The 20,880-nt window shown below is 69.3% G+C and carries 17 protein-coding genes, 1 tRNA gene and 1 pseudogene; 6 read left to right on the top strand and 13 right to left on the bottom strand.

From position 1 onward, the window contains the following. Window positions 1–11 precede the first annotated feature (11 nt). Window positions 12–1,763 (bottom strand): ABC transporter ATP-binding protein, encoded by a 1,752-nt coding sequence (locus BST14_RS00410; protein WP_083062631.1) that lies wholly within the window; start codon window positions 1,761–1,763, stop codon window positions 12–14. Beyond that, entirely contained in the window at window positions 1,760–4,375 is a 2,616-nt protein-coding gene (locus tag BST14_RS00405; RefSeq protein WP_083062630.1) for an ABC transporter ATP-binding protein/permease, read from the bottom strand. The genes BST14_RS00410 and BST14_RS00405 overlap by 4 nt, the downstream gene beginning before the upstream one ends. A gap of 158 nt (window positions 4,376–4,533) precedes the next feature. On the opposite strand from BST14_RS00405, the gene BST14_RS00400 reads away from it, so the two are divergent. Further along, entirely contained in the window at window positions 4,534–4,956 is a 423-nt protein-coding gene (locus BST14_RS00400; RefSeq protein WP_083062629.1) for a thiol-disulfide oxidoreductase DCC family protein, read from the top strand. A 4-nt stretch (window positions 4,957–4,960) separates the two neighbouring features. Here the strand turns inward: BST14_RS00400 and BST14_RS29295 are convergent. Both BST14_RS29295 and BST14_RS00390 read right to left on the bottom strand, forming a co-directional pair. Further along, window positions 4,961–5,245 (bottom strand): annotated as a pseudogene (locus BST14_RS29295) (hypothetical protein); the annotation flags it as partial. A 421-nt stretch (window positions 5,246–5,666) separates the two neighbouring features. Continuing rightward, a tRNA-Leu gene (locus BST14_RS00390) sits at window positions 5,667–5,750 on the bottom strand. A gap of 93 nt (window positions 5,751–5,843) precedes the next feature. On the opposite strand from BST14_RS00390, the gene BST14_RS00385 reads away from it, so the two are divergent. Both BST14_RS00385 and BST14_RS00380 read left to right on the top strand, forming a co-directional pair. After that, the gene (locus tag BST14_RS00385; protein WP_083062628.1) at window positions 5,844–6,224 is read left to right on the top strand and encodes a hypothetical protein; all 381 of its coding nucleotides are present in this window, start codon (window positions 5,844–5,846) and stop codon (window positions 6,222–6,224) included. Next, on the top strand, window positions 6,221–6,574 hold the full coding sequence (locus tag BST14_RS00380) for a DUF3817 domain-containing protein (RefSeq protein WP_083062627.1): 354 nt from the start codon (window positions 6,221–6,223) through the stop codon (window positions 6,572–6,574). The genes BST14_RS00385 and BST14_RS00380 overlap by 4 nt, the downstream gene beginning before the upstream one ends. A 34-nt stretch (window positions 6,575–6,608) precedes the next feature. Here BST14_RS00380 and rdgB read toward each other — a convergent pair whose 3' ends face one another. The 8 genes from rdgB to clpS all read right to left on the bottom strand — a co-directional run bounded on the left by rdgB (window position 6,609) and on the right by clpS (window position 12,489). Continuing rightward, entirely contained in the window at window positions 6,609–7,223 is a 615-nt protein-coding gene (gene rdgB, locus BST14_RS00375) for an RdgB/HAM1 family non-canonical purine NTP pyrophosphatase (RefSeq protein WP_142279205.1), read from the bottom strand. Further along, window positions 7,220–7,999 (bottom strand): ribonuclease PH, encoded by a 780-nt coding sequence (rph, locus tag BST14_RS00370; RefSeq protein WP_083062625.1) that lies wholly within the window; start codon window positions 7,997–7,999, stop codon window positions 7,220–7,222. Before rph ends, rdgB begins: the two co-directional genes overlap by 4 nt. An 85-nt stretch (window positions 8,000–8,084) precedes the next feature. Continuing rightward, window positions 8,085–8,867 carry a cyclic nucleotide-degrading phosphodiesterase gene (locus BST14_RS00365; protein ID WP_083062624.1) on the bottom strand — a complete coding sequence of 261 codons (783 nt, stop codon included), beginning with the start codon at window positions 8,865–8,867 and terminating at the stop codon, window positions 8,085–8,087. A gap of 72 nt (window positions 8,868–8,939) precedes the next feature. Further along, window positions 8,940–9,767 carry a glutamate racemase gene (murI, locus tag BST14_RS00360; RefSeq protein ID WP_083062623.1) on the bottom strand — a complete coding sequence of 276 codons (828 nt, stop codon included), beginning with the start codon at window positions 9,765–9,767 and terminating at the stop codon, window positions 8,940–8,942. Then, on the bottom strand, window positions 9,764–10,456 hold the full coding sequence (locus BST14_RS00355; RefSeq protein ID WP_083062730.1) for a rhomboid family intramembrane serine protease: 693 nt from the start codon (window positions 10,454–10,456) through the stop codon (window positions 9,764–9,766). Before BST14_RS00355 ends, murI begins: the two co-directional genes overlap by 4 nt. Window positions 10,457–10,517: 61 nt before the next feature. Then, a complete protein-coding gene (locus BST14_RS00350) occupies window positions 10,518–11,567 on the bottom strand; it encodes a P1 family peptidase (protein WP_083062622.1) in 1,050 nt (349 codons plus the stop codon). Between the two features lie 10 nt (window positions 11,568–11,577). Further along, entirely contained in the window at window positions 11,578–12,159 is a 582-nt protein-coding gene (aosR, locus tag BST14_RS00345; RefSeq protein WP_083062621.1) for an oxidative stress transcriptional regulator AosR, read from the bottom strand. Between the two features lie 24 nt (window positions 12,160–12,183). After that, window positions 12,184–12,489, bottom strand: coding sequence for an ATP-dependent Clp protease adapter ClpS (clpS, locus tag BST14_RS00340; RefSeq protein WP_083062620.1), 306 nt, complete (start codon window positions 12,487–12,489; stop codon window positions 12,184–12,186). Window positions 12,490–12,555: 66 nt separating this feature from the next. On the opposite strand from clpS, the gene BST14_RS00335 reads away from it, so the two are divergent. Continuing rightward, on the top strand, window positions 12,556–13,863 hold the full coding sequence (locus BST14_RS00335) for a nicotinate phosphoribosyltransferase (protein WP_083062619.1): 1,308 nt from the start codon (window positions 12,556–12,558) through the stop codon (window positions 13,861–13,863). 11 nt (window positions 13,864–13,874) lie between these two features. Further along, window positions 13,875–15,890, top strand: a complete 2,016-nt coding sequence (locus tag BST14_RS00330; protein ID WP_142279203.1) for an ATP-dependent DNA helicase — start codon at window positions 13,875–13,877, stop codon at window positions 15,888–15,890. On the opposite strand, the gene glgP is transcribed toward BST14_RS00330, so the two are convergent. Next, window positions 15,887–18,544, bottom strand: a complete 2,658-nt coding sequence (gene glgP / locus BST14_RS00325) for an alpha-glucan family phosphorylase (protein ID WP_083062618.1) — start codon at window positions 18,542–18,544, stop codon at window positions 15,887–15,889. The two genes, BST14_RS00330 and glgP, sit on opposite strands and share 4 nt — an antisense overlap. Window positions 18,545–18,770: 226 nt before the next feature. Here glgP and BST14_RS00320 point away from each other — a divergent pair, with 226 nt between their 5' ends. Then, complete coding sequence (locus BST14_RS00320) at window positions 18,771–20,864, top strand: alpha-1,4-glucan--maltose-1-phosphate maltosyltransferase (protein WP_211280624.1); 2,094 nt, start codon at window positions 18,771–18,773, stop codon at window positions 20,862–20,864. Window positions 20,865–20,880 lie beyond the last annotated feature (16 nt).

Raw genomic sequence — 20,880 nt, 5'->3', positions numbered from 1 at the left:
AACAGTTGCGGTCAACCGCGGTGCGCTAGCCCGCCCAGGATGCACCATTCGGCGGCTTCGTGCTGCTGGCGCCAGAATTCGTCGAAACGGCCGCCGGCAGCGAGCAATTCGTCGACCGTGCCATCCTCGATCACCCGGCCGTTGTCCAGAAACAGCACGCGGTCGGCGTGACTGATGCTGGCCAGGCGGTGCGCGACGATCACCTGCGTGCGTGTGTGCGGGTCGGCGGTCAGCGCGTCGACGACCGCGGCTTCGTTCTCGGTGTCCAACGCGCTGGTCGCCTCGTCTACCAGCAGGATCGGCGCTGGTTTGAGCAACGCACGGGCGATGCTGACCCGCTGGCGCTCACCGCCGGACAAGGCCGAACCGGCCTCGCCGACGATCGTGTCGGCGCCGTCGGGGAGCCGTCCGATCAGCTCGTCGACGCGCGCGAGCGCCACCGCCCGCGCCAACCGGTCGTCGCCGGCGCCGGGATCTCCGGCGCACACGTTGTCGCGGATCGACCCGTGGAACAGGTAGGGGTGCTGGAAAACGACGCTGGCCGCCGCCCGCCGGGCCTCGCGGTCCAGCGTCGCCGCGTCCACACCGTCGATCAGCACGCGGCCGCCGGTGGGCTCATGCAGCCCGGCGATCAGCGCCAGAATCGTGCTCTTGCCCGAACCGGACGGTCCCACGATCGCCGTCGTGCTGCCCGGATCCAACGCAAAGCTCACGCCATTGAGGACCGGTGCGCCCGCGCCGTCGTAGCGGAACACGACGTCGTCGAACTCGATACGTGGCGGGGCGCCGCCCGCGCGCGTAGCGGCGCCGGCGGTCATCAGCGGCGCGGCGAGCACCGCGCGGATGTTGTCGAGCGTGGCGCGGGTGCTCTCCAGCGCCGGCGCGAGCTCGCTGATGGTGGTGAACGGCTCGAGGTAGCGCACGATGACGACGATCAGCGCGATGGCTTCGGGCACCGAGAGGGTTCCGTTCACGGTCAGCGCGGTGGTGGCCCCCGCCAGCAGGATCAGCGCGAGCTGGCTCGCGAGGCTGAACAGCAGCTGGCCCGGGACCTGCATCGAGAGCAGGCGCATGGTGGCGCCGTGCTGTGCGGCCAGCGCATCGCCGACCAGGCTGCGCGCGGGCTCGACGCGCCGCGCGGCGCGCAACGCCTGCTGGGTCCGGGCGAACTCGATGATCCGCTCGGTGAGCGCGCTGTTGGCCTCGGCCGCCGCGGAGTCGGCGCGCCGGCTCAAACGGGCCGACGCCCACAGCGCGCCCAACAGCAGCGGCAGGCCCCCCAGCGCGGCGGCCCCCAGCTGCCAGGAGACCGGCAGCAGCACGACCGCGATGGCCGCGGGCAGCAGGACGGCAAAGATCAGCGGCGTCAGCAGGTTGACGACGAGACCGACCAACTCCGGCCCGGTGGCGGCGATCGCCTGCCGGGCGATCGCGGTGTGCTCGGCGGTGAACCAATCCAGCCGCACGCCGGGCAGCCGATCCGCGACGTCGTGCTGGCTGTGATCCAGCACGGCGAAACCCAGGTTGAAACCGATACGCGCGGTTGCGGTGTCGATCACCCAGCCGGTCACGGTGGCCGCGGTCAGCCAGCCCAGCCAGGCCAGCGCGCGCTGCGGGGCGTCGCCGAACAACGCCCCCACCAAAGGGACCAGCAGAACGGTGGCCGCCGCCCGCACCACCACGGAGACAAGTGCCAGCACCGTGTAGGTGATGACCCGGTTGCGGCGCCCCGCCGGAACCAGCCTCAACCACGTGCGAATCATCGCGCCCCCTCGCGGGCCATGCCCGCGGTTACCCGGTCACGACGACCACCCTCCCAGAGTCGTCGGTACCGGCCCTCGGCGCTCAGCAACTCGTCGTGCGTGCCACGTTCGACGATGCGGCCGTGGTCGAGCACGACGATCTGGTGGGCCCGGGTGATGGTGTGCAATCGATGCGCGATCACCAGCACGGTGCGGTCCCGCGTCAGCCGGTTGAGGGCTTGCTGCACAAGGTATTCCGATTCCGGGTCGGCAAAGGCGGTGGCCTCGTCGAGGATCAGCACCGGGGTGTCGGCCAGGATCGCCCGAGCGATCGTGAGCCGTTGACGCTCACCACCCGACAGCCCGCTGCCGGCGCCCAGCATGGTGTCGTAGCCGTCCGGCAGCCGCATGATGCGGTCGTGAATCTGGGCGTCGCGCGCCGCCTGTTCGACTCGCGCCGCGGTGGCGTCGGGGACGGCCAGCGCGATGTTTTCCGCGACGGTCCCGTGCACCAATTGCGTTTCCTGCAGCACGAATCCAACCTGGGCGTACAGCTGGTCGGCGGTCATTGACCGAATGTCTTGTCCCCCAACGCGTATCGCGCCTTGCCCGACATCGTGGAACCGGGCCAGCAGGGCGGCCAGCGTCGACTTGCCGGACCCCGAGGGGCCGACCAGCGCGGTGACCGTCCGCGGCCGCAATGTCAGCGAGACGTCGTGAATGACCGGCACGTCGGGCCGGTAGCCGAAGCCGACGTGGTCGAACACCACCGTCGACGCCGGATCCCCGTTGACCCCGTGGTGGTCGTGCACGGCGAGGTCGGGCTCGTCGAGGGCGTTCTGCAGGCGCCGGGCGGCTAGCATGCCCGCGCGGATGCCGCCCAGACCGTAGGCGATGCCGAGCAACCGCGCGCCGAACGTGGTGCCCAGCAACAAGAACGGCAGCAAAGTCACCGGATCCATCCGGCCCGCGACCACCAGCAGGGTGCCGGTGACAACGATGAGCCACAGGAACGTCGAGGGGCGGGTGACCAGGTCCATGACCGTCTTCTTGCCGGCCAGCGGGCGCTGCCAGGCGACCAGGAAGCCCACGTATTCGTCCAGGCGGCGCCGGAAGCTGGAGGCGGCGGCGCCACCGAAGACGCGGATCACCGGCTGACCTTCCAGGTATGCGCCGGCCTCGCCACTCATCGTCTCCGCCCAGCGCTGCGACTGCGGGATGCGCGGGCCCGACTGGATGGTGAGCGACGACGTCAGCACCAGGTACACCAGGACCGGCAAAAACAACACCAGCGCCACCCGCCAGTCGACGACGAACAGATAGACCAGCACCGCGACCGGCGCGACGGCGGCGGCGACCGCGTCCGGGATGGCGTGGGTGACCAGGTAGTGCAAGGACAGCGTGTCGTCGGCCAGCAGCTGCTTGATCGACCCCGAACCGCGTGCGGTGAACCAGCCCAGCGGTAACCGAGACAGCTTGTGCAACAGTCGCGATCGCAGATCACGGGCGAACCGCGCGTCGACGACGTGGAGCCATAGCGTGAGGGCCGCACCCAGCAACGCTCCCAAACCCAGCAGCGACACCGCCGCGATGCCGATGTCGAAGAGTCGGGCGGCGGGCGCGCCGGAGACCAGGAGCCGGGCCAGCTCGACCAGCAACACGAACGGCGCCAGTTGCACCAGCGTGATCACGGCCTGCAACACACCCGAGAGGATCAGCGCCGAGCGCAGCGGCGCGAGCAGTCGGCCCGCGCCCTGGGCACGCCAATGCCCCCGGGCCGCCGGTTCGGGCGGGGCGTCGGGCACCTGTGGCGCCGAATCCAGCCGCGCGGCAACGTCTTCCGTGGAGGTCACGGGTGCGGCGCTGTCGGATTCCGCCTGCTCGTCACCGCGCCGGGTGCCCATCGCGCGTCCGGCGCTCCAGTACGCCTGGGCGTGCACCTCGGACTTGGGAAAGCCGAACTCGTCGCGCAGCCGCGTCCGCACCTGCTTGAGCGTCGTGGCCTCCGGCGTCGCCCACGCGTACCAGTCCGACCAGTCCCGGTTTTCGATCGCCGCGGCCAGCAACTTCTCGTCGTGGCGGGTCACCCAGTGCAGTCGCAGCCTGGGGTGCTGCGCGATCGGGATCAGCGTGTCGTTGTCGTCGTGCTGTTCGAGGTACATCTCGATCGGGACGTCGTCGGGGACCACCCCGATGATGCCGTTCATTCCCGGGATGGACGCCGAGTCGCCGATCAGCAGATATCCGGCCGGCTGCTCGTCGGGCACGTCGAACCGCGACGAACCCATCAGCGCCATGACCGCGATGGTGGCGCCGGGCTGCACGGTGCGCGCCCATTGCGACGCCGGGCCGGCGGGATCGTGCAGCACGATGTCGACCGCGAAGCGTCCGGCGGCAACGTCCGCCTCCGAGATCGTATACGCGCGCTGAAATTCCGTTTTCGATCCGTCCGGGTCCGGAAACCAGAACCGCAGCCACGCAGCCGGTTCGGCATCCACGTCCTCGAACAGCGTCGGCGACGTCATGCGCACCCGCACGAAGTGCGGTGCGATCCGAACGGTTTCGATCACCGTCGCAGTGTGGTCGCGCGCGCCGAAGCTGCGCAGCATCACAGCGGAGAACCCGCGTGCCATTTGCGGTCCTTTCTCGCGGCGCCCCGCGCCGCAACGGCTCGCCGATCTGACGACCCGGCGGCATCACCGCCGTGAGGCCAGTACAAACTAAGGGTTGCCTTACCATACGTCAATCTGCGCCGCGGCCGGCGTCCGGGCCCGTCGGTATCCTGGACAACATGAGCGCAGGGTCAGCGGCGCCCGTGCTGCTGTACGACGGAGTGTGCGGGGTGTGCAATCGGTCGGTGCGTACGATCCTGCGTTTCGATCCCGCCGGTCCCCTGCGCTTTGCGGCATTGGAGACCGTCTTCGCCAAAGCGATCCTCGAGCGGCATCCCGAGATCGGAAACGTCGATTCGGTGGTGTTTGTCGACGACCCGGGCCGGCCCTCCGAACGGGTGGCCGTCCGATCCCGGGCGGTCCTGCGCGTGGCGGACTACCTCGGCGGACCGTGGCGGGCGCTCGCCCTCGCCCGCATCGTCCCGGGCCCAATACTCGACTGGCTCTACGACCGGTTCGCCGCGATCCGCTATCGCGTCGGCGGCAAGTACGACAGTTGCCCGCTGCCGGCCCCCCAGGTACGCGCCCGCTTCGTGGCGTGACCGGTTACTGGCCGACGTCGCGGGCCAGGTCCGCTTCGGATTCTTTGCGCTTCAACTCGGCGAGCTTGCGGTCCTCCTCATCGGCCGCTTGACGGTGCTTCATCGCGGCCTGGCGGTGCACTCCCGTATCGGGCACGCCCTGCACAACGGTCCAATCCTGCGTCCTGGCGACCCGCTCGTGTTGGAGTGCGGACTCCTCGGGGTCGACCGGTGCGGCCGGCCCGGCGGAAATGCCGAAAGGACGGGGCCCGCCCGCTTTCGCCCTGGCGCGCGGCTGTCGTAGCCCTGCCCAGCAAACACGCCCGCGGGTGGCGGTTTAAGACTCAGGGCGAAGGTCAATCTGTAGAACTACAGGTTGCCTGATGGAAGGTCCTTCCGATGAGCATGCTTATTCGCCGGGTCGCCGGCGTCGTCATGATGGTGATAGCGCCCGCGGCGTACGTGACAGCGGTGTCTTTAGGGACCAGTTCCGCTCAACCCCCAGACTGCGGTCGGGGCAATTGGTGGAACCCAGGAGCCGACGCCTGCCAGCCATTAGGGGCGCCGCCACCGCCCGATTGCGGTCCCGGCAACTGGTGGAACCCAGGGCCCAACGCCTGCCAGCCGTTAGGGGGTCCGCCGCCCCAAGACTGCGGTCCCGGCAACTGGTGGGACCCGGGGGCCAATGTGTGCCGACCCGTCGTGCCACCCCCGCCGCAATAAGCCGTCAGTGCGGGCGGAGGGACTCGAACCCTCAAGCTCTTTCGAGCAATGGCACCTAAAACCATCGCGTCTGCCAATTTCGCCACGCCCGCGGCTTGCCGATCGTATCGCTTGCGACGCCACCGAGCCGGCGGCACGGGCTCGACGAATTCGTCGGGGTAAATAGTCAGCGGTACGGTCAAGGGGTGTCCACTACGCATCGTCGCAGGCCCGCGCTCATCGCGCTGGTAATCGTCGCGGCATGCGGCTGCCTGGCCCTGGGCTGGTGGCAGTGGACCAGGTTCAATTCCGTCTCGGGCTCCTTTCAGAACCTCGGCTATGCGTTGCAGTGGCCGCTGTTCGCGGGATTCTGCGTATACGCGTACCGCAAATTCGTTCGCTATGAATCCGAACCACCACCGCCGCGGTGCGCCGACGCGATGACGGAGATACCCCCCGGGCTGCTACCCGAGCGGCCCAAGCCCGCCGCGCCGGCACCCGACGACCCCGCGCTGCGGGAGTACAACACCTACCTGGCCCAGCTCGCCGCACAAGACGCCGAAAAACAGAAGAGGACAACCCCATGACCGCACCGGAGACGCCCGGAGCACCAGTGCCTGCGGTGCCCGCCGACAAAATCCGCACCGCGTTGCTCGGCTACCGGATCATGGCGTGGACGACCGGTCTATGGCTGATCGCGCTGTGCTACGAGATCGTCTCGCACCTGGCCTTCGGCCACGAGATCCGGTGGATCGAAGTGGTCCACGGCTGGGTGTATTTCATCTACGTATTGACCGCGTTCAACCTGGCGGTCAAGGTGCGCTGGCCGCTCGGCAAGACGGTCGGCGTGCTGCTGTCCGGCACCATCCCGCTGCTCGGCATCATCGTCGAGCACTTCCAGACCAGGGACGTTAAGGCGCGTTTCGGGCTGCTGTGACGAAAGCCGCCGATGCGGCGGCGGACCAAGCGGCCTAGCCCCCAGATCGGGCCAGCGCCTCGAATGCCGGCAACAGCAGCCGCAGCGCCCGCCCGCGATGCGAAACGGCGTCCTTCTCCGCCGGGCTCAGCTCTGCCGCCGTGCGGTCGTGTCCGTTCGGAACGAAGACCGGGTCATAGCCGAAGCCGCCGTCGCCGCGCGGTTCGCGGGCAATGCTGCCGGGCCACTCGCCGCGGACGACGACCTCCCCGGCGGCCGACACGAGCGCGCAGGCTGAGACGAACGCCGCACCGCGCCGTCCGTCGGGCACGTCGCGCAACTGCGCCAGCAGCAACGCGGTGTTATTCGGGTCATCACCGTGTCGACCCGACCAGCGCGCCGACAGCACGCCGGGCATGCCATTGAGCGCGGCGACCTCCAGCCCGGAATCGTCGGCCACGCTTGGCAACCCGCTCGCATTGAAGGCATCCCGCGCCTTGGCCAACGCGTTGTCTTCGAACACCGCGCCCGTCTCCGGGGCTTCGTCGAACGGCGCCACGTCGTCGAGCGACACCAACGTCAAGCCGGTCAGGCCGGCGGCGTCGAGCACCCGGCGCAACTCGGCCAGCTTCTTCGGATTGCGGCTGGCGACCAGCAGCCGGCGCGTCAGCTGCCGAACGCCTTCGGCACCGGGGGACCGTCGGGGAGCACACCCGGGTACGGCAGCTGGAGCGCCTCGCGCTGCGCGGCGAACAGCTTGTCGCAGGCGGCCAGCGCGACGTCGAGCAACTTGTCCAGCGTCGACCGCGGGAACGTCGCCCCCTCGCCGGTCCCCTGCACTTCGACGAGCGTCCCGGTGTCGGTGGCGACGACGTTCATGTCTACCTCGGCGCGGGCGTCCTCCTCATAGGGCAAATCGACGCGGATCCGGCCGTCGACCACACCGACGCTGACCGCCGCGATCGCGCACGACAGCGGCCGGGGGTCCGACAGCTTCCCCGCCGCCGCCAGATAGGTCACCGCGTCGGACAGCGCCACGAAGGCACCCGTGATCGCCGCGGTGCGGGTGCCGCCGTCGGCCTGCAGCACGTCGCAGTCGACGGCGATGGTGTTCTCGCCGAGCGCCGCCAAGTCGATGCAGGCACGCAACGACCGCCCGATCAGCCGGCTGATCTCCTGCGTGCGCCCGGACAGGCGGCCCTTCACCGCCTCGCGGTCGGTACGGGTATGGGTGGCCGACGGCAACATCGCGTACTCCGCGGTCAGCCACCCCAGGCCCGACCCCTTGCGCCACCGCGGCACCCCTTCGGTCACGCTGGCGGTGCACATGACCTTGGTGTGGCCGAATTCGATCAATACCGAGCCGGCGGGGTGGTCGGTGAAACCGCGGGTGATGACCACGGGCCGAAGCTCGTCGTCAAGGCGGCCGTCTTCTCGTCTCGTCACCCCGCAACCCTAAGCCAACGAAGCCCTGCCGACGATGCGCGCCCCGCGCTGAGGAGGCCGGCAAGTTGGGCGCCGTCGCGCTGACTCAGACCCGCTCGGAGCGGCGGATATCGAACGTCTCGCCGCACACCACCGCATGCACGGGACCGTCGAACTCGGCCTTGGCCTCGCTGATCACGTCCTCGCGCGACGTCCACGGCGGGATGTGTGTCAGCAACAGTTCGTGAACGCCGGCCTCGGACGCGGCACGTCCTGCCTCGGTGCCCGACAGATGCAGCGCGGGCGGACGATCCGGCGCGTGCGTCCACGACGCCTCGCAGAGGAAAACGTCGGCGCCGCGAGCCAGCTCGACGAGCTGACCGCAGACGCCGGTGTCACCGCTGTAGACAAACGACGCGCCGGAGGGGTCGGTGATCTTCAGGCCGTAGGACTCCGTCGGATGGGCCACCACCCGTGGCGTCACCGTCAGCGCGCCGATCGTCACCGCCTCACCGTCGACCCAATGCCGAACGTCGAAAATGTCCGAGCAATCATCGATCTCACCGCCGTAGGGTGACGACGCCGCGCCCAACCGCGACCAGGTGTCGCCCGGCCCGTAGAGCAACGCCTTACCCAGCGGACGCGTCGGGTGATAGCGCCGCCACACGAACAGGCCGGGCAGATCCAAACAGTGATCGGCGTGCAGATGCGACAACAGCACGTGCACGGAACCGGGGTCGGCATAGCGCTGCAGCGCCCCGAGAACGCCCCCGCCGAAGTCGATGACCAACGGCGGAGTGTCGGGTGCCCGTAGCAGATAACCCGACGCGGGCGAGTCCGGACCCACCACGCTGCCCGAGCAGCCGAGCACGGTTATTCGCACGGACACTACTGTGCCATGCCCGATCGGACCGTGACGAAAACATGGCCGCATTGGTGTGACGGGAATCTCCTCCGCAGGTCAATCAATGTGCACCTGCACAACGGGCCGGACAGCGGTGACGGCGGGACCGAGGAAGCGCGCCGCCAAATCGGTGAACGCCTCGGGGTCGCCGGTGGCTTCGAAGACCCGGGAAGGCGGGGCGGTGCCGGGGTCATCCGGGTGCGCGCGTAGCAGGTCCCGTTCGGTCAGCATCCGAAGCACTTCCTTTGCGGTCTCCTCGGCGCTGGAGACGAGCGTCACGTTGTCACCCATCGCCAATTGGATGAGCCCGGACAACAGAGGATAGTGCGTGCAGCCGAGCACCAACGTGTCGACCTGCGCGCGCTGCAGCGGCTCCAGATAGCCCTCGGCCAACCCGAGCACCTGACGCCCGCTGGTCACGCCGCGCTCCACGAAGTCGACGAAGCGCGGGCACGCCACCGCGGTGATCTCGGTGTCACGGGCGGCGGCGAACGCGTCCTGATAGGCGTGCGAGTTGATGGTCGCCTGGGTGCCGATGACGCCGATGCGCCCGTTGCGGGTGGTGGCGACCGCGCGGCGCACCGCGGGCAGGATCACCTCGACGACGGGCACGTCGTAGCGTTCGCGAGCGTCCCGCAGGCACGCGGCCGACGCGGTGTTGCAGGCGATGACCAACGCCTTGACGCCACGCCCGACGAGATCGTCACCGATGGCCAACGCGTGCGCGCGGACCTCGGGGATGGTCAGCGGCCCGTACGGGCCGTGGCCGGTATCGCCGACGTAAATGATGTCTTCGTCCGGCAGCTGGTCGATGATCGCCCGCGCGACCGTGAGTCCCCCGACACCGGAGTCGAAGACGCCGATGGGTGCCAGTGGCGAGCTCATGTCTTGGGCCGCGGCACGGTGGTGCCGGCTTTCCTGGACGTCCGGCCCTTGCGTTCCGGGGCGGACAACCAATAGGCGGCCATGACGCCGGCGATCGCTCCGCACAGGTGGCCCTGCCACGACACGCCCCCGCATTGGCCGAGCACCGGCATGGCCCCGAGCAGAACGCCGCCGTAGGCGAACATGACGATCAGCCCGATGATGATGTCGCGCATCCGGCGCACGAAGATCCCGAACACCAATAAGAAGGCCAGCCAGCCGAAGATCAGACCGGAGGCGCCGATGTGGTCGGTGGGGCCGCAGCTGCTGCCGACGTTGCCGATGAGCCAGGTGCCGAAGCCGCCGAGGATCCACACGATGGCGGTCGCCCAGACGAATCGGGACAGGCCGGCCAGCGTCATCAGGAATCCGAGGACCAGCAGCGGCACGGTGTTGGCCATCAGGTGCTGCCAGCCCGCGTGCAACACCGGGGCGAACACGATGCCCCACAGCCCGTCGGCTTCCAGCGGCCGGATGCCGTTGGCGTCCAGCGAATGCCGGGTCAGCTGGTCGATGAGCTCCACGAGGTAGAGCAGCACCACGAAGGTGAGGATGGTGGCGGCCCCGGTGGTCGCGGTGGACCGCTTCTTCGGCTGGGCGCCAGGCGCGCCGGTGCGCCCCGCGAAGCCACGAGCGCCCCTTCTGCTCATCGCCTGCCCTTCTAGCGTGTTCAGCATCGTCAAGGCTACCGGCGCAGCGGCCGGTCGCCTCTCATCGACCGAATGCGCCCGGCAGCACGTCGCGATAGCTCGGTATGCCGGCGATCGATTCGGCGGCCAGCACACCACCCAATACCGCTTCGGCCAGGCAATCGGCGGCGGCGATGCCGACCTCGGTGGCCAGCCGGGTCTCCGGCGAGAAGGCGGCGGGCGCATTCCCGGCGGGCGGCACCTCGACCGCCCCCGTCGCCAGCACGAACACGGTGTCACCATCGACCGGTGTGTGCGCCGGCCGGATGCTGCGGGCCAGGCCGTCGTGCGCGGCGATCGCCACCCGCCGGCACGCCGCCGCGCTCAGGGCGGCGTCGGTGGCCACCACCGCGATGACGGTGTTGAGGGGGTGGTCCGCCGGATCCGACGGGGACGGCAACTGGGCGAGGGCGTCGATCTGCTCGGCCGGTGGCGGCCGGAGCCCGAATTGCTGGGTCAGGTCCGTCATCCACGGCAGGCCGGTGGCCCGGTCGACGACCTCGCCGGCGGAGTTCACCACGGCCACCGCCCCGACGGTCACGCCGGACGGCAGCGCCCGCGACGCCGTCCCGACACCGCCCTTGAGCGCCCCGGCGCGCGCGCCCACCCCGGCGCCGACGGTCCCGACGGCTACCTGTCCGGCGGCCTCGCCGCCGAAGGCGGCCACGCAGGCCGCGTAACCGAACTCCGCCGTCGGGCGGCACTCCCAACCCCCGACCGGCAGATCGAAGATCACCGCTGCCGGCACGATGGGCACCGCCCCGCCGTCCATCGCCACGCCGCGCTCGTGTTCTTCCAGGAAGCGCATGACGCCGTCGGCGGCGGCCAGGCCGAAGGCGCTGCCCCCGGCGAGCAACACCGCGTCCACGAACCGCACCGTGTTGGCCGGGTCCAGCAGGTCGGTCTCGCGGGTGCCGGGCGCACCGCCGCGGCAGTCGACGGCGCCGACGGTCCCCGGCGGGGCGAGTATGACGGTGACGCCGCAGGCCCAGCCGGCGCCCAGGGCCGCGTCGGGGTCCAGCCGGTGATGGTGGCCGACGCGCACACCCCCGACGTCGGTGATGGCGTTCACAAGTCGCCCGTCATCGAGGACCCATCAGCACCAAGACCAGGTATTCCTGCAGGACGGTCAGCCACTGGTAGACGTCGAAGTGCACGGCCAGCGGATGGTCGGCCGGCAGGCGCTCCGGGCCGTCGGGCCCGACCTCGAGCATGACTCCCAGCGTCAGCCGGATGTCGTTGACCGCCGCGATCCAGCAGTTCGCGTCTTCCTCGGTGAGCTCGAAGCGACCGCCATCGTCGGGGACCGTACCCAGTAACCGCTGCGCAGCAACGCGTTTGGCGTCGACGATGTCGGGCTCGTGCAGGCTGCGCAAGGCCGCGTTCAGGCTGGCCGCGGCATCGGGGCGCTCGGCGTCGTCGTCGTCGGGGCGATAGAAGTCGGGCAGCAGCCGACGCAGCGTGGGATCTTTGGGCGGTTCGGCGTTCCCGGTCCTGATTCCGGTGATCTCCTCGAGTTCGTCTGGCGGCGAAGCGGATTCACGCTCGTCGAGCAGGCCGATCATCGCCGTGGCCAGATTCTTGAGCAGGGCGGCCTCGTGGGAGGCCAGCGACGACCGGAAACGGGGACCGTTGGCGGTCTCAACCCGCTTCCATTTGCGCACAGGAAATCGCCAGCGCCTCGAGGCTCAGCGGTCCTGCTGCATCGTCGCCCACAGACCGGCGGCGTGCAGCTTGGACACATCAACTTCCATGGACTCCCGGCTGCCGGCGGACACCACGGCCTTTCCCTCGTTGTGCACCTGCAGCATCAGCTTGGTGGCGTGCGGCTCGCTGTAGCCGAACAACTTCTGGAATACGTAGGTCACGTAGGTCATCAGGTTGACCGGGTCGTCCCAGACGATCGTCACCCACGGGCTCGCCGTGGTCTCTACCGGAGCGAACTCTCGTTGTCCTGTAGTGCCCGGCTTGGTGGGCGCTGACATAACAACCATGGCCTACACGATACCGAGGGTTGGACGACGTTTCCGAGCCCCGATCCCAGCCGATACCTTTATGGAATGAACGACCCGGTCGTTACTGGGCTGCTGACCGACAAGTACGAGTTGACGATGCTGGCGGCGGCGCTGCGAGACGGCAGCGCCGATCGACGGACCACCTTCGAGCTTTTCGCCCGCCGACTCCCCCAAGGACGCCGTTACGGCGTGGTCGCCGGCACCGGCCGGCTGCTCGAGGCGCTGCCGCAATTCGCCTTCGATGACCAGGCGTGCCAGTCGCTGGGGCAGTTCCTCGACCCAGACACGTTGCGGTACTTGCGCGAATATCGGTTCGGCGGCGACATCGACGGCTACGCCGAAGGCGAGCTGTACTTCCCCGGGTCCCCGGTGCTCTCGGTGAGCGGGACGTTCGCCGAATGCGTGGTGCTCGAGACGCTGGCGCTGTCGATTTTCAATCACGACACCGCCGTCGCCTCGGCCGCGGCGCGCATGGTGAGCGCGGCCAGGGGACGATCACTGATCGAGATGGGATCGCGGCGAACCCACGAGGCCGCGGCGGTCGCCGCGGCACGCGCCGCTTACATCGCCGGCTTCGACGCCTCCTCCAACCTGGAGGCTCAGCGCTGCTACGGAATACCCGCCGAAGGCACCTCCGCGCACGCGTTCACCATGCTGCACGCCCGCGCCGGCTCCCCCACGGAATCGACCGAACTGGCGGCGTTTCGGGCACAGGTCGACGCGCTCGGGGTGGACACCACCCTGCTGGTCGACACCTATGACGTGACGACCGGTGTGGCCAATGCCGTGGCCGCCGCCGGTACGGGACTCGGCGCGGTGCGCATCGACTCCGGCGAGCTGGGCGTGCTGGCCCGCCAGGTCCGCCGCCAGCTCGACGAGCTGGGTGCCACCCGGACCCGCATCGTGGTCTCGGGTGACCTCGACGAGTTCTCCATCGCCGCCCTGGCCGCCGAACCGGTGGACAGTTACGGCGTGGGGACGTCGCTGGTGACCGGCTCGGGCGCCCCGACGGCGGACATGGTGTACAAACTCGTCGAGGTGGACGGCATGCCTGTGCAAAAGCGCAGCAGCCACAAGGAATCTCACGGCGGACGCAAGGAGGCGCTGCGGTTGTCCCGCGACTCCGGGACCATCACCGAGGAGGTGGTGTACCCGGCCGGACATCAGCCCGACGTCTCCGAACCCGCCCGGATGCTGACGGTCCCCCTGGTGCGCGGTGGCGAGCTGGTGTCCAAACCCAACCTCGCGGCGGCGCGCGAACTGGTAACTTCCGGGCTGCGCAGTCTGCCGTGGGAGGGACTGAACTTGTCGCACGGCGATCCCGCGGTCATCACGACGCAGATTAGAGGGTAGCCACGTCCGACGTGTCCGTGTCCGAGCTGCTGGCCACCGCCGTGGCCGCGCTCGGCGGCAGTGAGCGCAGCGGCCAACAGGAGATGGCCGCCGCGGTGGAGCGGGCCTTCGCCACCGAGGAACATCTGGTGGTGCAGGCCGGCACCGGTACCGGCAAGTCGCTCGCGTATCTGGTGCCCGCGATCGTGCACGCCCTCGAGGACGACTCCCCCGTCGTCGTGTCCACGGCCACGATCGCCCTGCAGCGCCAGCTCGTCGACCGCGATCTGCCCCGGCTGGTCGATGCGCTCGCCGATGCGCTGCCGCGCCGCCCGCAGTTCGCATTGCTCAAAGGCCGGCGAAACTATCTGTGTTTGAACAAGATTCACAACGGCGCGGCCGCCGACGGCGAGGAGGCCGACGACCGGCCCCAGGAGGAACTGTTCAACCCGACGGCCGTCAGCGCCCTGGGCCGCGACGTGCAGCGGCTCACCGCATGGGCGTCGAACACCGATTCCGGCGACCGCGACGACCTCAAGCCCGGCGTGCCGGATCGATCCTGGTCGCAGGTGAGCGTGTCCGCGCGGGAATGCCTCGGGGTGGCGCGCTGCCCGTTCGGTGCCGAGTGCTTCTCCGAACGGGCGCGCAGCCGTGCGGGTCAGGCCGATATCGTCGTCACCAACCACGCGCTGTTGGCCATCGATGCGGTGGCCGAGTCGGCGGTACTGCCCGAGCATGCGCTGTTGGTCGTCGACGAGGCACACGAGTTGGTGGACCGGGTGACGTCGGTGGCCACCGCGGAGCTGACGTCCGCCGCCCTCGGCGTGACCGCCCGGCGGATCGCCCGCCTGGTGGAGCCGGAACTGATCCAGCGCCTGGAGGCGACAACGGCCAACTTCGCCTCGATCATTCACGACGGCACGCCGGGCCGCATCGATCGCCTCGACGAGGAACTGGCGACGTATCTGGCGTCGCTGCGCGACGTGGCGGCCGCGGCGCGCTCGGCGATCGACAGCACGAACGACCCTAAGGCGGCGTCGGCGCGCGCCGAAGCGGTTGCGGCGCTGGGCGAGATATCGGACACGGCGTCGCGCGTGCTGGCGTCGTTCGGCCCGGCCATCCCCGACCGCACCGACGTGGTGTGGCTGGAGCACGAGGAGCTCAGGGGCGCATTGCGTCCGGTGTTGCGGGTGGCGCCGCTGTCGGTCGCCGGGCTGCTGCGGTCCCGGGTGTTCGCGCGGTCGACGGCGGTGCTCACGTCGGCCACGCTGACCATCGGCGGCTCTTTTGACGCGATGGCGACGGCGTGGGGACTGACCGGTGGGGACGACGACGCGAGGTGGCGCGGCCTGGACGTGGGTTCGCCGTTCGAGCACGCGAAAGCCGGGATCCTGTATGTGGCCGCGCATCTGCCGCCACCGGGACGCGACGGCACCGGCTCGGCCGAGCAGCTGAGCGAAATCGCCGATCTCATCGCCGCCGCCGATGGACGCACCCTGGGGTTGTTCTCGTCGATGCGCGCGGCCCGCGCCGCCGCCGAGGCGATGCGCGGCCGGCTGTCGACGCCGGTGCTGTGCCAGGGCGACGACAGCACCTCGGCCCTCGTCGAGCAGTTCAGTGCCGACCCCCAGACCTCCCTGTTCGGCACCCTGTCGCTGTGGCAGGGCGTCGACGTGCCCGGGCCGTCGCTGTCGCTGGTGCTGATCGACCGCATCCCGTTTCCCCGGCCCGACGACCCATTGCTGGGCGCGCGGCAGCGCGCGGTCGCGGCGCGCGGCGGCAACGGCTTCATGGCGGTCGCGGCCAGTCACGCGGCGCTGCTGCTGGCGCAGGGGTCGGGCCGGCTGTTGCGCCGCGTCACCGACCGGGGCGTGGTCGCGGTGCTCGACTCCCGCATGGTCACCGCCGGCTACGGCGGCTACCTGCGGGCGTCGCTTCCGCCGTTCTGGGCGACCACCAACGGAGAGCAGGTGCGTCAGGCGCTGCAGCGGCTGCGAACGGCGCAGGCGGCGGACCAGGGGCACTCGGGCCTGACCCGGTCCGGCTAGCGGGCCAGGGTCACCAACCCGAGCTCGCTGCTGGCCGCCAGCATCGGATTGCGGGGCAGCACGCGCACGGTGTAGCCGACCGAACCGGCCAGCGGCAGCGGCGTTGTCGTCGAGAACACCTGGTTGCCGCCCTCGGCGCTACCGGTGTAGGACATCTCGACGGTGACCGGCTCCAGCAGCGCGTCGCTGGCGTCGACCCGGCCGACCACCGCCTCGACGGTGACCTCGTCGGGCGCCAGCCCGGCCAGCTGGACGGTGGCGGTCAGGGTCAGCTTGGAGCCCAGCACCGGACTGTCCGGCAGGCCGGTGCTGTCGACGTCGGTGATGACGATCTTGGGCCAGGCCTCCTGGGCGCGGGTGCGGTAGGCGGCCAGCTCTCGGGCCGCGCCGAACTCGCCGCCCGCCGCCCCCTCGGCGCCGTCGACGGGTGCGATCGTCTTGCGCAGCGACTGCGCCGCGGGGGTGTAGTACTGCTCGACGTAGTCGCGCACCATGCGCGAGGCCAGCACTTTCGGACCGAGCGTCTGCACCGTGTGGCGCACCATTTCGATCCAGCGGGGCGGCACACCGTGCTCATCGCGTTCGTAGAACTTCGGCGCCACGGCCTCTTCCAGCAACGTGTAGAGCCCGCTGGACTCCAGGTCGTCGCGCCGCGCCTCGTCGGCCACGCCGTCCGCCGACGGTATCTCCCAACCGTTTTCGCCGTCGTACCATTCGTCCCACCAGCCGTCGCGGATGGACAGGTTCAGCCCGCCGTTGAGCGCGCTCTTCATTCCCGAAGTGCCACACGCCTCCAACGGCCGCAGCGGATTGTTCAGCCAGACGTCGCAGCCCCAATACAGCAGCCGCGCCATCGACATGTCGTAGTCGGGTAGGAAGGCGATGCGGTGGCGGACCTCGGGCCGGTCGGTGAAGCGCACCACCTGCTGGATCAACGCCTTCCCGCCGTCGTCGGCCGGGTGCGACTTACCGGCCACGATCAACTGAATCGGACGTTCGGAGTCGAGCAGCAGCTGTTCCAGCCGATCCGGATCGCGCAGCATCAGCGTCAGCCGCTTGTACGTCGGCACCCGTCGCGCGAACCCGATAGTCAACACCTCTGGGTCGAATGCGGTTGCGATCCAACCCAATTCAGCCTCCGAAGCGCCCCGTTCCAGCCAGGAGCGGCGCAGCCGCTGCCGGACGTCGTCGACCAGCAGGGACCTCAGCTGCGAGCGGATCCACCACAGGTGTCCCGCGTCGACTTGCTTGAGCCGCAGCCAGACCCCCGGATCGCTGAACGAATCCGAGCCGGCCAGTTCTCGACCCAACTGCAGCCACTGCGGTGCCGCCCAGGTGCGCGCGTGGACCCCGTTCGTGATCGAGCCGATCGGCACCTCGCTCGCGTCGAAGCCGGGCCACAGTTCGTTGAACATGGACCGGCTCACCCGGCCGTGCAGCGACGACACACCGTTGGCGCGCTGGGCCAGCCGCAGCCCCATGTGGGCCATGTTGAATTTGGTCGGGTCGTCCTCCGCGCCGAGCGCCAGGATGCGGGCGGTCGGCACCCCCGGCAGCAACACGGGCGCACCGGCGGCGTCCGAGCTCGCTGCCTTCTCACCGGATTTCGCGTCGTCGCCCGCGTGATCGTCGAAGTACAGTCGCACCATCTCGACGGGGAACCTGTCGATGCCGGCGGGTACCGGGGTGTGGGTGGTGAACACCGTGCTGGAGCGCACCACCGTCAGCGCGCTGTCGAAATCCAGTCCGGAACCGGTCATCAGTTCGCGGATGCGTTCCGCTCCGAGGAAACCCGCGTGGCCCTCGTTCATGTGGAACACCTCGGGCGCGGGCAGGCCGTGAATGCCGGTGAAGGCACGGATCGCTCGCACCCCGCCGATGCCGGCGAGGATCTCCTGTCGCATCCGGTGTTCCTGGTCGCCGCCGTACAGGCGGTCGGTGACGCCGCGCAGATCGTGCTCGTTCTCGGGAACGTCGGAATCCAGCAACAGCAGCGGAACTCGGCCCACCTGGGCGACCCAGATCCGCGCGTGCAGCTGCGCGGAGTCCGGCAGCATCAGCTCAACCAGGGCCGGCTCGCCGGTCGCATCGGTGAGCAGCCGCAACGGCAGGCCTTGCGGGTCCAGCGACGGGTAGGTCTCGTTCTGCCATCCGTCGGCGGTCAACGACTGCCGGAAATACCCCGACCGGTAATAAAGGCCCACCGCTACCAGCGGGACGCCCAGATCGGATGCGGACTTCAGGTGGTCACCGGCAAGGATCCCCAGGCCGCCGGAGTAGTTGGGCAGCACCTCGGCGATGCCGAACTCCATCGAGAAGTACGCGATGGCGGCCGGCATCTCGGCGCCCTGCTCCTGCCGCTGCTGGTACCACAGCGGGCGGCTCAGATAGTCGTTGAGATCGGCGCTCAGCTCGTCGAGCCGGCGCAGGAAGGCCTCGTCGAGCGCCAACTCGTCGAGCCGCGCCGGTTTGACCGCGCCCAGCAACGCCACCGGATCGCTGCTGCACCGCTCCCACAGGTCCGGGTCGATGGTGGCGAAGAGATCCTGAGTGGGCTTGTCCCACGACCATCGCAAGTTGGTCGACAACTGGTCCAGCGCGGTCAGGCGCTCCGGGAGGTGAGCACGGACGGTAAACCGGCGGAGGGCTTTCACGCGTCCCTACCTTACTGAGGTTCCCGGCCCGCGCACGGCGACCGGACGGACAGCATTTCCCCGGCGGTGTGTGACCGGACACTAGGGTGGGTATCGGGTAGTTATCGGGGTCGCAACGATGCTTCCCCGCCCAGAAGTTTCCCCACGACAGGAAGTTTCCCGACGGGCGGCATTCCGCACGGCGCACACCGCGGGCTTGGCCGCACATAATCGGAACGGAGTGCTGGTGACCGGTCGTGTCGAGATCGATAACGTCCAGCCGGTCGTGTCCTGTGGCGCGTATCCCGCGAAAGCTGTGGTCGGCGAGGTCGTACCGGTCAGCGCCGCAGTATGGCGAGAGGGCCACGAGGCCGTCGCGGCGACGTTGGTCGTGCGTTACCTCGGGCCTGGCTACCCGCAGGTGACCGAGACCCGCCGGACCAAGGCCGTCCAGGCCCCGGCCAAGCCGGCGACCGAGCGCGACGGCAAGGTGGACCAGCAACGAATCAAACCCCTGTCGCTGCCGATGACGACGGGCCCCGAACCTTACGTGTTCCACGGCCAGTTCACCCCCGACCGGGTCGGGCTGTGGACCTTCCGGGTCGACGGGTGGGGCGACCCCATTCACTCATGGCGGCACGGACTGGTCGCCAAGCTGGACGCCGGTCAGGGCGAGACCGAATTGTCCAACGATCTTCTGATAGGTGCGGGGCTGTTCGAGCGCGCGGCGACGGGCGTGCCGCGGGCACTGCGCGAACCGCTGCTGGCCGCCGCGGCCGCGCTGCGCCAACCCGGCGACCCGGTCACCCGCACCGCGCTGGCGCTGGGGCCCCAGATCGAGGAAATCCTGGCCGACTACCCGCTGCGCGATCTGGTCACCCGCGGCGAACAGTACGGCGTCTGGGTGGACCGGCCGCTGGCCCGGTTCGGCTCCTGGTACGAGATGTTTCCCCGCTCGACCGGTGGCTGGGACGCCGACGGCAAGCCCGTGCACGGCACCTTCGCCACGGCGGCCGCCCAGCTTCCCCGCATCGCGGCGATGGGATTCGACGTCGTCTACCTGCCGCCGATCCACCCGATCGGCAAAGTACATCGCAAGGGGCGCAACAACTCTCCGACCGCGGCGCCCGGAGACGTGGGGTCCCCCTGGGCGATCGGCAGCGACGAGGGCGGCCATGACGCCATCCACCCGGATTTGGGGACCATCGAGGACTTCGACGCCTTCGTCGCCGCCGCCCGCGAGTTGGGCATGGAGGTCGCACTGGACCTGGCGCTGCAGTGCGCACCGGATCATCCGTGGGCGCGCGATCACCGCAACTGGTTCACCGAATTACCCGACGGCACCATCGCTTACGCGGAAAACCCGCCGAAGAAATACCAGGACATCTATCCGATCAACTTCGACAACGACCCGGCCGGCCTCTACGACGAGGTGCTGCGCGTCGTCCGGCACTGGATGGACCACGGCGTCAAGTTCTTTCGCGTCGACAACCCGCACACCAAGCCACCCGACTTCTGGGCCTGGCTGATCGCCGCGGTGAAGGCCATCGACCCCGATGTGCTGTTCTTGTCGGAGGCCTTCACACCGCCGGCGCGGCAGTATGGCCTGGCCAAATTGGGGTTCACGCAGTCCTACACCTACTTCACCTGGCGCACGGCGAAGTGGGAGCTGACCGAGTTCGGCAACGACATCGCCAACCTCGCCGACTTCCGCCGGCCCAACCTGTTCGTGAACACCCCCGACATCCTGCATGCGATCCTGCAGCACAACGGGCCGGGGATGTTCGCCATCCGCGCGGTACTGGCGGCGACCATGGGCCCGGCGTGGGGCGTGTACTCGGGCTACGAGCTGTTCGAGCACCGCGCGGTGCGCGAGGGCAGCGAGGAGTATCTGAATTCCGAGAAGTACGAATTGCGGCCCCGCGATTTCGCGGCCGCGCTCACCGAGGGCCGATCGCTGGAGCCATTCATCACGCAGCTCAACGCAATTCGCCGATTGCACCCCGCGCTGGAGCAGTTGCGCACGATTCACTTCCACGGCTTGGACAACGATGCGCTGCTGGCCTACTCCAAGTTCGACCCCGCGACCGGCGACTGCGTGTTGGTGGTGGTGACGCTCAACGCGTTCGGCGCCGAGGAGGCGACGCTGTTTTTGGATATGGCCGCATTGGGTATGGAGCCCTACGAGCGTTTTTGGGTGCGCGACGAGATCACCGGCCAGGAATTCCAGTGGGGCCAGTCCAACTACGTTCGCATCGACCCCGGGCAGGCGGTCGCACACATCATCAACATGCCACTCATACCGTATGACTCTCGAATGACATTGCTACGCAGGCGATGAAAAGGACCGGAGGTGA

This window comes from Mycobacterium arosiense ATCC BAA-1401 = DSM 45069 (assembly GCF_002086125.1).
Taxonomy (GTDB): Bacteria; Actinomycetota; Actinomycetes; order Mycobacteriales; family Mycobacteriaceae; genus Mycobacterium; species Mycobacterium arosiense.
The sequence above is the reverse complement of the archived record's forward strand: the minus strand, read 5'-3'. Positions and strand labels throughout refer to the sequence as shown.